General features: G+C 60.1%; 11 protein-coding genes and 1 pseudogene. 4 read left to right on the forward strand and 8 right to left on the reverse strand.

The genetic code is table 11. The features are described 5' to 3' along the window. The 3 genes and pseudogenes from Q1A32_RS11100 to Q1A32_RS11110 form a co-directional block, all read right to left on the reverse strand. Positions 1 to 77: pseudogene (locus tag Q1A32_RS11100) on the reverse strand (sulfopyruvate decarboxylase subunit alpha); the annotation flags it as partial. A gap of 341 nt (positions 78 to 418) precedes the next feature. Then, positions 419 to 1,726, reverse strand: coding sequence for a histidinol dehydrogenase (hisD, locus tag Q1A32_RS11105; RefSeq protein ID WP_299614551.1), 1,308 nt, complete (start codon positions 1,724 to 1,726; stop codon positions 419 to 421). 237 nt (positions 1,727 to 1,963) lie between these two features. Further along, positions 1,964 to 4,189 carry an NADP-dependent isocitrate dehydrogenase gene (locus Q1A32_RS11110; protein ID WP_299652952.1) on the reverse strand — a complete coding sequence of 742 codons (2,226 nt, stop codon included), beginning with the start codon at positions 4,187 to 4,189 and terminating at the stop codon, positions 1,964 to 1,966. 382 nt (positions 4,190 to 4,571) lie between these two features. Between Q1A32_RS11110 and Q1A32_RS11115 the strand changes: the two genes are divergently transcribed. From Q1A32_RS11115 to Q1A32_RS11125, 3 genes are all read left to right on the forward strand, one after another. Then, complete coding sequence (locus Q1A32_RS11115) at positions 4,572 to 4,946, forward strand: hypothetical protein (protein ID WP_299652956.1); 375 nt, start codon at positions 4,572 to 4,574, stop codon at positions 4,944 to 4,946. 89 nt (positions 4,947 to 5,035) lie between these two features. Next, the gene (locus tag Q1A32_RS11120; RefSeq protein ID WP_299652959.1) at positions 5,036 to 5,494 is read left to right on the forward strand and encodes an ion channel; all 459 of its coding nucleotides are present in this window, start codon (positions 5,036 to 5,038) and stop codon (positions 5,492 to 5,494) included. Positions 5,495 to 5,635: 141 nt separating this feature from the next. Beyond that, positions 5,636 to 6,265: an XRE family transcriptional regulator gene (locus tag Q1A32_RS11125; RefSeq protein ID WP_299655563.1), complete on the forward strand. Its 630-nt coding sequence runs from the start codon at positions 5,636 to 5,638 to the stop codon at positions 6,263 to 6,265. Between the two features lie 242 nt (positions 6,266 to 6,507). Here the strand turns inward: Q1A32_RS11125 and Q1A32_RS11130 are convergent, their stop codons facing one another. The 5 genes from Q1A32_RS11130 to Q1A32_RS11150 form a co-directional block, all read right to left on the reverse strand. Beyond that, positions 6,508 to 6,906 (reverse strand): hypothetical protein, encoded by a 399-nt coding sequence (locus Q1A32_RS11130; protein WP_299652962.1) that lies wholly within the window; start codon positions 6,904 to 6,906, stop codon positions 6,508 to 6,510. Between the two features lie 189 nt (positions 6,907 to 7,095). Then, positions 7,096 to 8,304: a CaiB/BaiF CoA-transferase family protein gene (locus tag Q1A32_RS11135; protein WP_299652965.1), complete on the reverse strand. Its 1,209-nt coding sequence runs from the start codon at positions 8,302 to 8,304 to the stop codon at positions 7,096 to 7,098. After that, positions 8,304 to 9,809 carry a tripartite tricarboxylate transporter permease gene (locus Q1A32_RS11140; protein ID WP_299652968.1) on the reverse strand — a complete coding sequence of 502 codons (1,506 nt, stop codon included), beginning with the start codon at positions 9,807 to 9,809 and terminating at the stop codon, positions 8,304 to 8,306. Before Q1A32_RS11140 ends, Q1A32_RS11135 begins: the two co-directional genes overlap by 1 nt. A 4-nt stretch (positions 9,810 to 9,813) precedes the next feature. After that, entirely contained in the window at positions 9,814 to 10,284 is a 471-nt protein-coding gene (locus Q1A32_RS11145) for a tripartite tricarboxylate transporter TctB family protein (RefSeq protein WP_299652971.1), read from the reverse strand. 4 nt (positions 10,285 to 10,288) lie between these two features. Next, positions 10,289 to 11,251 (reverse strand): tripartite tricarboxylate transporter substrate binding protein, encoded by a 963-nt coding sequence (locus Q1A32_RS11150; RefSeq protein WP_299652974.1) that lies wholly within the window; start codon positions 11,249 to 11,251, stop codon positions 10,289 to 10,291. Positions 11,252 to 11,374: 123 nt separating this feature from the next. Here Q1A32_RS11150 and Q1A32_RS11155 point away from each other — a divergent pair, with 123 nt between their 5' ends. After that, on the forward strand, positions 11,375 to 12,271 hold the full coding sequence (locus Q1A32_RS11155) for a LysR family transcriptional regulator (protein ID WP_299652977.1): 897 nt from the start codon (positions 11,375 to 11,377) through the stop codon (positions 12,269 to 12,271). The last annotated feature ends 56 nt before the right edge of the window (positions 12,272 to 12,327 follow it).

Here is a 12,327-nt window from a genome sequence, read left to right on the forward strand (position 1 = left end):
TGCTTGCACGGAACCGTCGTCACAAACGAAATGTCGTTCGCAACCAAATCATCCGTTATCTTCTTGTCGATGTTCATAAGGTCAACAATCTCCGAGGTATGGGGTACAAAATGACGTGCTTGGTCGCAGACACGGAGCCGCGCCAGTGGGTATTCTGTAATGCGTGGCTAAGGTATCGGCGCGGACGGACAAGGTTGTCTGCAAGAGTGATCGCAAGGCGTTCAGCACCGTGATGTCTTCGCGGGGTCCACCTATTGGACCCAATGTAGGAAGAAGTACATCTCTCAAGGTCTTAGGGCGCGGATCGTGACACCCGGTAAGCCCGCCGATGATCGACAGGAATTTGCAGAACACAGTCTTGCCCCTGTGCCTCCTGCCCTCACCTGAAACACTCGAACCAATGGAGAGTGGATACGGTCTACCCATCGGCGCTGAGGTCGAAGTTTTCGCCGGGGAAGTATTTGGCCAGACGTACGTCTGCCGCACGGGCGTGCCCTTCCATCCCCTCAAGACGAGAGATGCGGGCCGTCGCCTCTGCCACGGGTTTCGACCCTTCGCGCGTGGCGCGCTGCCATGTTACGATTTTCATGTATTTGTGCACGGACAGTCCGCCCGTGTAGTTGGCCGCACCGGATGTCGGCAACACGTGGTTGGTGCCTGACGCCTTGTCGCCATAGGACACCGTTGTTTCCTCACCCAGAAAGAGCGAGCCGTAGCAAGTCAGACGGTCCAGCCACCAATCTAGATCCTTGGCCTGCACCGTCAGGTGTTCCGGCGCGTAATCATCCGAACACGCTGCCATTTCTTCGCGATCGGCACACACGATCACCTCGGCATAGTCGCGCCAGGCAGCGGTGGCGTTCTCGCGGTTTACTTCCGGTAGATCGTCGATCAGACCCGGCACCATTTCCATCACACGTTCGGCCAGATCACGGCTGTCCGTCACAAGCCAGACGGGCGAGTTGTAGCCGTGTTCGGCCTGGCTCACCAAATCGGTCGCAACAATATGCGCATCAGCGTCCGCATCGGCGAGGATCAGGCTGTCGGTTGGACCCGCGATCATGTCGATACCCACGCGGCCAAACAGGATGCGCTTGGCCTCGGCCACGAACTGATTGCCGGGGCCGACCAAGATGTTCGCTTTTGGCAGCCCAAACAGTCCGAAGGTCATGGCGGCGACACCCTGCACGCCACCCATCGCCATGATCTTGTCCGCACCACAGATATGGGCCGCGTAAACGATGGCTGGCGCCACACCGACGCCCGGACGTGGCGGCGAACAGGCGGTGATGTGCTTGCAGCCTGCAACCTTCGCCGTGGTCACGGTCATGATGGCGCTGGCCACGTGGCTGTAGCGGCCACCGGGGGCGTAGCAGCCCGCCGCATCCACCGGGATCGCCTTTTGACCCGCAATCAATCCCGGCACAATTTCCAGCTCCACATCCGCAACGGTGCTTTTCTGCGTTTCTGCAAAGCGACGCACATTATCATGGGCAAATTGGATGTCGGCCTTCAGCTTTTCGGGCACTTGCGCGATGGCCGCTTCAATCTCGTCCTGCGTCAGCAGCACATTGCCGTCATACTTGTCGAACTTGGCCGCATATTCCAGCGCAGCCGCATCGCCACGGCCCTCGATATCTGCCAGAATATCAGTGACGATCTGATGAACGTCCGACGCGCCTGACGACGAGGTAAGCGTTGCTTTCTTGAGATATTCACGTGCCATCGAATGTCCTGATCGCTGGATGATTTTGCGCACGCTATGACGCACATCCGAGCAGGCGCAAGGTCGGCAATGACCTTAGGGCAAACATTCCGAAATACGTTGGCGCATTTTTCGAAAACCGAAAAGAGCATGCGCGAAATGTCTCATTTTCGGCGCGATCCGCATATGCAGCATTGGCAAGTTGAATACTGCAAGAAGGCGACACTGCCGAGGGGGCGCCCCGGCAGTGTCCAGTGTTTATCCGTCGATCAGCGCGTTCAACGTGGTCGAGGGGCGCATAACGGCAGCCACCTTTGCCGCGTCGGTGTTGTAGTAGCCACCCAGGTCAACGGCCGATCCGCGACCGGCCATCATCTCGGACGAGATCGCGTCGGCTTGCGCACTCAGCGCCGCCGCGAGATCCTTAAAAGATGCGGCCAGATCGGCATCATCCGTTTGTGCAGCCAGCGCTTCGGCCCAGTAGAGCGCAAAGAAGAAGTGGCTGTCACGGTTGTCGGGCTGGCCCACTTTGCGGCCCGGCGATTTGCCGTTCCCGAGCAGCTTGATAATGGCCGCATCTGCCGCATCGCCCATGATGGACGCTTTGGCATTGCCATGTGCCTCGCCAAAGAAGCGCAGGCTTTCCGCAATGGCGCAGAATTCTCCCAAGCTGTCCCAACGCAAGTGGTTTTCCTCGACCAGTTGCTGCACGTGTTTTGGGGCGGAGCCACCTGCCCCGGTTTCAAACATGCCGCCACCGTTCATCAGCTTCACGACCGACAGCATCTTGGCCGATGTGCCAACTTCCAGGATCGGGAACAGGTCGGTCAGGTAATCGCGCAGCACGTTGCCGGTGATTGCGATGCAATTGTCACCCGCCGTGATGATCCCCAGCGCGTGGCGCGTGGCCGCGGCGGGGTCCATGATCCGGAAGCTGTCCGTCTTGCCTTTGGCGTCCAGCAGCGGTGTGATCATCTTGATCAATTCTGCATCATGGCCGCGGCTTTCGTCCAACCAGAAGACCGACGCGTAACCTGTTGTGGATTCACGCGAAATCGCCAGATCGACCCAGTTCACAACAGCCTCTTTCCGGGTGGAAGCCATGCGCCAGATGTCGCCTTCTTCCACTTCGTGGCTGGTCAGCACGTCACCATTGGCCGCAATCACCTTGACGGTGCCGTCAGCTGGAATTTCAAACGTGGTCGGGTGCGAGCCATATTCTTCGGCCTTCTTCGCCATCAACCCGATATTCTGCACCGTGCCCGCAGTGGTCGGGTCAAGTGCGCCGTTGCCTTTGAAGAAATCAACCGTTTCGGCATAGACAGCCGCATACGAGCTGTCGGGGATCACGCAGTTCGTGTCACCCTCTTTCCCGTCCGGGCCCCACCCTTTTCCGCCTGCGCGCAAGATGGCGGGCATGGAGGCGTCGATGATGACATCCGATGGCACGTGCAAGTTGGTGATGCCCTTGTCGGAATTCACCATATACATTGGCGGACGGTCAGCCATGACCGCGTCAATCTCGGCTTGAATTTCGGCACCCTTGTCCATGGCCGCAATCATCTCAAGCATCGCTCCAAGGCCGGAGTTGGGGTTCACACCGGCGGCTTTGAATTCCGCGTCATACTTGTCGAAGACTGGCTTAAGGTAGGCGCGCACCGCGTGGCCAAAGATGATCGGGTCAGACACCTTCATCATCGTGGCCTTCATGTGCAGCGAGAACAGTGTACCGTCAGCCTTGGTGTCATCAATGGCGGCCGCAAGGAAATCCATCAGCGCGGCGCGGGACATATATGTGGCGTCAACAATGGCGCCTTCCGGCATGTCGATGCCGTCCTTGAGCACGGTGACGCTGCCGTCAGCAGCGGTGTGTTCGATCTTCAATGCACCGGCTTGCGCCGCCGACAGCGTTACGGATTTCTCGTTCGACCGGAAGTCGCCCGCATCCATTGTCGACACCTTGGTTTTGCTGTCGCTGGTCCAGGTGCCCATCGAATGCGGGTTGTCCTTGGCGTAGGCTTTGACCGCTGCAGGTGCACGACGGTCGGAGTTGCCTTCTCGAAGAACCGGGTTCACCGCAGAGCCCTTGATGGCGTCATAGCGCGCACGGATCTCTTTTTCCGCACCTGTGCTAGGAGCTTCGGGGTAGTCCGGGATGTCATAGCCCTGCCCCTGCAATTCCTTGATCGCGGCCTGCAATTGCGGAACAGACGCCGAAATGTTCGGCAGCTTGATCACGTTGGCGTCTGGCGTCGTCACAAGCCCGCCAAGGGCTGCCAGATCATCGCTTTGCGCTTGTGCGGCGGTTAGGCGTTCGGGGAATGCCGCAAGGATGCGACCCGCGACCGAAATGTCGCGCGTTGACACGTCAATGCCAGCGGCAGACACGAATTTGCGCACAATGGGCAGCAGCGATGCGGCGGCCAGTTGCGGCGCTTCGTCAGTGGCGGTGTAGATGATATCGGGGGCGGCGTCTTGGGACATGGGGCAGTCTTTCGGTTGTTTCAGACACATATTCTAAAGTCGGGGCGCACGGCGTGCCGTTCTGCACACCATCGTATACCGTGCAGATAGCGGGTCAGGCGCAAAGGCTCAATGCCAGTCACGCAGGCGCGACAATTGTGTCCGGTTCCTGCCAGTTCATCCTGACACTACGATGAAAGCGACGGCAAAACATTTCACAAACATGCTCTTTTGCGGGGCTCGGTCGTTGGTGAGGCTCAAACCGTGGAGCATAGCGGCCGGGTCGACTGCCCCAAGCGTAAGGAGAAATGACGCTCGGTCTCATGTCTCATCTGCCTCAAAGTTTTCATAACGCATAGTTGACGTGCAGTATTTTCGGCTCAATGCTGGAAATATGAGCAGAATGAAAACAATGATCGCGGCGATTGCGTTCATCGGAGCGGGCGGTCTGCAGGTTTCGGCGGATGACAGTATCGCCTTCGACTTTGCCGGTTGCGCCGGTCGTTTTTCGGCTGAGATGGAACATGCCTGGCTGATGAACGACCCGGACGCGCGTCATCATGAAGAGGATCGCGCCACTTTTGTCACGCTGACAGAGGCATCTCTTGCACAGCAGCAGGGTCGCGCCATCCTCAGCCACCGGATCGAGGTCAAGCTGGCCCATTCTTCGTTGCTGCAACAGGCGACCTTCGACACGCGCCCGCGTCGCGCCGACGCCGCGCGCCGCATGGCCACCCAACACCTTTCCGCATGCCGCACGATGTTGCTGGGCAGTTGAACGTCGTCGGACCTCCGTCTGGCCCTTGAGCCTGCGGCCACCCGGCTGCACTATGCCGAAACGCTCCGTCCTGTTTCGAAAGGCTCACCATGACCGCCGCCTCACAAATCCTGCTTGGCAGCGCCCTGCTCACAGCGTGCGCCCTTGTCCATGTGGGGTTCGTGGCAATCATGGTCCCGCTTCTGTCGCGCGCTCATGGACGGATGCGACAGGCAAGTGTCAGATTGCGCGCCATGGTGTTGACGAGCGAAGCGGTTCTGCTGGTCCTTGTGGCCCACACGATTCAGGTGTGGGCATGGTCGCTGGCCCTTTACGCGATGGGTGCCTTCGCGGATTTCCCAACCAGTTTCTATTTCGCTACAACCACCTACACGACCCTTGGCTATGGCGATTTGGTGCTGCAGGACGGCCTGCGCATCTTTGGAACCTTTGCTGCCATCACAGGCCTTCTGACCTTCGGCATCAGCACTGCATTACTCATGGGGCTTGTGGTCAGACTGCTGCCATCGCTTGCAGCGAGCCGCAGGGAAGACGATCAAAGACATTGAGACCCATGGGGCCGCAACACTGCGCGGCTGTAGCATCGGAGAAGGTTGGAAGTCAGACCCAAGTCCAGATCAGAATTGTTTACGAGCGCGTCGCCGCGTAGAACGCAGCCGGTGACAACATGGAAAAAGACAGCCACCGACATGGTCAGCAAACTCACCCAGGATCCGCACCGCACCCGCGACGGGGAACGCGAAAAAGTGCTGGAGGTGGCCATCGGCCGTGAAGTGCGCAGCTTCCGGCGTCAGCAGGAAATTACGGTGGCTGAGTTGTCCCAGACGACGGGGCTGTCGATTGGCATGTTGTCCAAGATCGAGAACGGCAATACCTCGCCCTCGCTGACGACGTTGCAGTTGCTGGCCAACGCTCTGTCGGTCCCGCTGACCAGCTTCTTTCGCCAGTTCGAGGAAAACCGGCAGGCCGTGCACACAAAGTCGGGCGAAGGCGTGTCGATTGAACGGGCCGGCACGCGCGCCAATCATCAGTACAATCTGTTAGGGCACATCGGATCAAACGCATCGGGTGTCATTGTCGAGCCATACTTGATCACGCTGACCGCCGAGTCCGACATTTTCCCTGCCTTCCAACACGGCGGGATCGAAACGATCTACATGCTCGAAGGTGAGGTGGATTATCGGCATGGCAGCGAGGTCTATGCGCTCAAGCCCGGCGACACATTATTCTTCGACGCCGATGCGCCGCACGGGCCGGAGAAACTGGTCAGCCTGCCCGCGCGCTATTTGTCGATCATCAGCTATCCTCAGAACACCTGAGGGGAACGTGGTTGTTGAAACGCAGATTTGGGATGGATTTGCGGCGCGTTTTTTGCGGAAACACGGGGTTTGCAAGACCTTTACCCGGGTTTGTCCCCGCGGGGACAGGCTGTGCGGTGGTGACACGTTATCTTAGTTCGTTTGTGATCGCCGTGTCGTATCAACAACTTGTCCGTGCGACCGGCGCATTCCGACAAAATTAACCACGTTTCTGGCAAGCTGACGCGGAAGCCGGACGGGCGCTATTTTGAGCGCAGCCATCCCACGCGCGCCGCAATCGTCGAATACCAAAACAGTGCGGCACCGACCAGCAAGGCAACGGTCGTGCTTGTGGTCATTCCGACGGCCATACTCGTCTGGATCGTCGTCAACACGATTGCGATCAACGATCCAAAAAGCACCGCGACAGCGACCCGGGCACGCAGCAGCAACAAGGCGCACCCCGCCGCACCGCCAAACACCGCGACACCGAAGACGAGCGTGGCCCACAGCGGACGCATCTCGATGATCTGCTGATATAGCTCGGGCATTTCGGCCACGGCCTCGGCACTCAACTGGGTGAGGAAATTCAGACACCCCATCAGGTTCCAGATCAGGCCCAACCCGGCGATGATCCAAAAACTGAAATGTGGTTTGACCATTGTTTGCTTCGTTTTCTGGTGCGCGATCACGTCGCAAGACGAACATGAGTTTCCGGCAAAAGTCATCAATAAATGCGCTGGATCAGGAGCCGAGGGTGCCCCGCAACGTGGGCGCGCGTACTACAGGGATTGAATGCAGATGAAACAGTGAAAACGACCCATCGTTCTGCCCTTTGGATTGCGTATGCCTCAGGCGGTGCCACGCCCGCCACCAACTGCGCCAGCGGTAAAGAGTGCGTCGATTTCCTGGCCGTCATAGCCTAGGTTTTCCAGCACGGCGCGTGTGCTTTCGCCAAGTGTTTGTGGTGCCATGGACGCTTCGGGCAATGGTCCGTCGGGCAGCGTGAATGGCAGGCCACAGAACCCATGTGCCCCGCGCTCAGCAAAGCCGCGTTGTGCGGCGGGCGGCAATTCGAGTGCTTCTGGCAAGGTTCTGAGCCGCGCGCATGGCACGCCTGCTGCCATCAATTCATGTTCCCATGCGCTGGCCGGGCGTGTGCGCAATGCATCAGAAATTGCCTGAGACAGATCTGACCGATGCACGTCGCGTGCCGTTGGTTCTGCAAATCGAGGGTCCGTCAGCCATTCCGAACGGTTCAGTGCATGTGCAAGCGCGCGGAACTGGGCATCTTCGTTGACGCCGAGGCTCAGATGCCCCCGGGCGCAAGCAAACACGCCGGACGATGGGGACCGGCTGTTTGCCGCATTCCCGCGTGCCTTCGGCGCGGTGCCGGTCAGGCGGTAGTCTGTGATGGTGGAGTTCATGAGTGTAAAAGCGGTTTCGAGCATCGAGACGTCGACAAATGCGCCTTTGCCAGTCTGGTTCCGCGTCATGAGAGCCGACATCACGCCAAGCGCCCCCGCCAATCCGGTTGCATAATCAATGATCGGCGCACCGGTGCGCGTGGGTCCAGTGTCTGCGGTGCCGGTGAGCGCCATCAAACCGCTGATCGCCTGAATGTTCACATCATAAGCCGGTGCATCTGCCATGTCGTTTGCGCGGCCGTAGCCGGTCATGGCGCAGTGTATCAGGCGCGGGTTCAGGCTGCGTGTTGTGTCCTCGGTCAGATCGAGGTGTTTCAATGTGGCTGGTCGGTGGTTTTCGACCAATACGTCGGCAGACTGTAACAGCCTGCGGAAGACACCCTGCCCCGCGTCCGTTGCCAGATCGAGGGCCACAGACCGCTTGCCTGCGCTTTGCGTGAGATACGCAGTGCTCATGCCGGACGCCGCGCGCGTCGTGTCGGTGCCGCCCCGGTGCCGCATGGCATCGCCCCGGCCCGGGCGTTCAACCTTGATCACCTCCGCGCCCAGCAGGCCGAGGTAGTAGGAGCACGCTGGCCCCGCAAGAACATGGGTCCAGTCAATGACGCGGATGCCGTGCAAGGGCGCTGTCATCACGCGTCCCTCAGGGCGTGGGCGCGCGCGTGCCTGTTCAGACTTCGTACCCGCAGAAACAGGGCTGTGAACCCAATGACCAGAAACAGCAGCGCGACGGGACGGGTGACAAAGATCAAGAGGCCGTTGTCGGACAGCAAAAGCGCCTGACGAAACGTCTCCTCCGCGCCGCCTGCCAGCACGAAGGAAATGACAAAGGCAGCTGGATTGAAATCGAGCTTGCGCATCGCCCATCCGACGAAACCGGCAGCGACCATCACGTAGACATCAAAGAGGTTTCCGCGCGACGTGTAGGCCGCCACAAAGGACGTGAGGAAGATGATCGGATACAGCACTTTGGTCGGGATGCGGGTGATAAACCGGCCGATGAAAGCCGCGCCGAAATAGCCGATGACCCCGTACATCGCGATGCCGATCAAACCGCAGGCAAACAGTGCATAGACAAGATCGCGGCTTGTCAGGAACATGGTCGGCCCGATCTGGATGCCATGGATCAGGAACACCCCGATCAGGATGGCGCCGATGGTGGATCCGGGGATGCCAAGCGTCAGCAGCGGTGCCATGGACGGGCCGCTCACGGCGTTGTTCGCCGCCTCGGGGGCTGCCACACCTTCAAGCGCGCCGGTGCCCCATTCGTCCGGGTTGCGGGCCCGCCGCTTGCCTTCCCCATAGGCCACGAACGCGGCAATGGCCGATCCAAGACCGGGCAACATTCCGATGAATGCGCCGATGAACGACGACCGCACCACATGCGGCAGACAGGGTTTGTATTCAGCCCAAGTCAAATTGCTGAGCGTGGCGTCCGTGTCATCGGCGACCATACTGGCGGGCTTTCCGCGCTCCTCTATCTGGGCGAACACCTCACCCAAGACGAAGATGCCGATCATCAGGGGCACGAGCCCGATCCCGTTGGTCAGGTCAAAACTTCCGAATGTGAACCGGGCGGTCGAACTGATGGGATCTAGGCCGATCATGGCAACCAGCACGCCCAAGGCCGCAGAGGCCAGCCCGCGGGTGACCGACTTTCCGATCACCGAGCCGATGACGATGAACGCCGCGAAATAGACGGCAAACAGCTCTGGCGGGCCAAGTTTCAATGCGACCGCCGCGATCCATGCCACCCCGGCGATCAACAGAACCTCGCCCGTGAAGTCGCCAATCACCGACGAAATGGTGGCCACCTTCATCGCCTTGCTGGCCTTGCCTTGACGTGCGAGCGGGTAGCCGTCCAGCTGCGTCGCGGCGGACGCGGCGGTGCCCGGCGTGTTGAACAGGATCGCCGCAATAGACCCGCCAAACCGCCCTGATTTCCCGATCACATAGAGAAAGGCAAGTGCGGGCAAAGGCTCCATGTAGAACGTGAGTGGCAGCAGGATTGCGATGGCCGCAGAGGCCGTCAGTCCGGGGATGGCTCCGACCACCATTCCGACGATGGCTGCCAGAAACACCCATCCCATGAGGATTGGGTCTGTCAAGACCCCGGCGAGTGCAGGGAAAATGTCCATGCCCTCAGACGCCTCCGAACAGGTCGAGGAGGTCGAAATATCGACCCAGTGGCGGAAAGACACCCAGCAGCTTGAAGAACACGAGGTGGTATGCGGTCGGACAGGCAATGGCGGCCACAGCAAGGCCGAGCACGTTACGAGTGCCGAAAATCCAGAGTGCTGCGGGCGCGGCCAATGCGGTGCTGATCAGATAGCCGAACGCCGAGATGGCCCAGACATATGTGACGGACACGGCCAGCAGGCCCGCAATTGCAGGCAGGTGCGTACGATCAAACGACCGACCGGCCCTTGCGGATCGAAGTTCGGCGGCGCCCAGCAGGATCAAGGCAAAGGCGCCTGCCAGTGGAAAATACCGCGCACCCCAACGCCCGTATTGGTCCAGCGAAATGCTCAGGGAGGTGGCCGTGGCGGCTAGCCCGATCAGGACCAGCGCCACGCCGACCACCCGAGGGGCGGGAGAGGACCCCGGGGTCATTGCTTCATCCGCTCTGCTTTAATGCGTCGATCACGGGCTGCGTGTCTGACTGCATCTGGCGCAATCGGGCTTCGGTGTCAGCGCCGTTCAGGAAGGCCGGAACATTGCCCCGCTCGCGCATCAGGTCGGCGAATTGCTGGGTTTCGGTGATGGCTTGCAGGGCCGCCTCCATGCCGGCAACAACCTTGGGGTCGGTGCCCTTGGGGGCGAAGAACACGATCGGCGACGACACGGCCACATAGTCAAATCCCAGTTCGGCAAGCGTCGGGACATCATCGCGGATCGCGTCCCGTTCCGGTGCAACCAAGGCCAACACGCGTAATTCGTTCTCAAACCCCGCGGCCTGCTGGATGCCCACGAAGGCGAAATCGACCTGTTCGCCGATAACGGCTGCGCGTGTTGGTCCGCCCCCTTTGAAGGGAATGTCCTGCGCCTCAAGATCGTTGCGGTCGAGAAAGCTTTGACCTGCGACCTGATGGAAGCCCCCGCGCCCGTTATGGGCCCACCGGAGGCCACCCGGGGTCGCGCGCGCCGCATCGACCAGATCTTGAACAGATTGAAAGGGACTGTTTGCAGGAACAATAACAGCGGGTGTCAGGTTGCCGATCTGGGCAATGACGTCGAAACTGTCGAACGGATTGACGTCCGTGTCGCGCAGCATCGAGGTCAGCAAGAACGAACCCGCCGACGTGACCATGACGGTGTTGCCGTCGGGGCGGGCCGCTGCCGCCTCGGTCGCGCCGGTGATGCCGGACGATCCGGGTTTGTTGACGATGACCAGCGGAACCGGAAGGATACCATCCGCAGACGCCGCTGCCGCACGTGCGAGCGCATCCGTACCGCCGCCTGCGGAGTACGGCAGAATGGCATTGATGGGCCGCCGTGGCGACCATTCGGCAAATGCGGGCAGCGCGGCCAGTGCGGCATAGGCCGACACCCCCGTCTTGATAAAGTCGCGTCGTTTCATGATGTCCTCCCTTGGGCGGTGACACCTTGGACCGGCGCCACATCGATTATGGCTGGACCGTAGGGCATCTGTTTGCGTAGAAAAAACAGAATTATCCGAATTATACATCGAGAAATTCGAACGATGAACCTGCGCTGCCTGAAAGTGTTCTGCCTGGTGATGGAGGAAGGCACCCTCGTCCGTGCGGCGGACGCAATGCATCTGAGCCAGTCGGCAGCAAGCAGATTGCTGCAACTGCTGGAACAGGAATATGCGATCCGGTTGTTCCGACGCGAAAACCGACGGTTGATCCCCACGCCAGAGGCCGAACGCTTTTATCCCGAAGCCCTGCGCATCCTGTCTCAGATCGACGCCCTACCGGCTTTCGTTCAGCAGATACAAAGCGGATCGCCCGAAGCGTTCCGGATCATCGCGCAGACACGGATCGTCAATGGCCTGGCCATCCCGGCCATTGCCCTGTTGCGTGATGCCTTTCCCGATCAGCCAATCAAGCTTGAGATCCACCCGCGCCGCGACCTTGGGCGGCGGATGCTGAATGATCGCTACGACATCGGCCTGACGGCGCTTCCGTTGGCGATTGATCAGATGGCACCTGTTCGGTTGGGTGCGGTTCCCCTGAAAATCGCCATCGCCAGCGATCATCCCTTGGCCGCGCGCGATGTGCTGCGCCCGGAGGACCTGGCGGATGTGCCGTATATCGCGCTGGATGACACAACAGTCATTCGACGCATCGTCGATCAGGAACTGGCCGCAATTGGTGCGCGGCTTCGGGTGGCGCATGAGGTGTCACTGGGATCGGCGGCCTACAGGCTGGTGCAGCGCGGCATGGGCTTTACCTTTGCCGATCCGGTCGCATTGGACCCCGAATTGGCCTCCGATGTTCGGCTGGTGGATTGGGAGCCGCGCATGGAGATCGAGTTCGGGTATTTCGCGCCCGACAGGGCACGGAAACATGACCTGACCCACGCCTTTGACCAAGCTCTGCGCGTTGTCTTTGCGCAACGGACTAAGGGCATGTGAAATGCCGTGTGCTTGCTCGTGTAACCGACAGCCCTGTCCTGCGCGGTCACACGAGA

The sequence above is a fragment of the uncultured Tateyamaria sp. genome, from assembly GCF_947503415.1.
Classification (GTDB): domain Bacteria; phylum Pseudomonadota; class Alphaproteobacteria; order Rhodobacterales; family Rhodobacteraceae; genus Tateyamaria.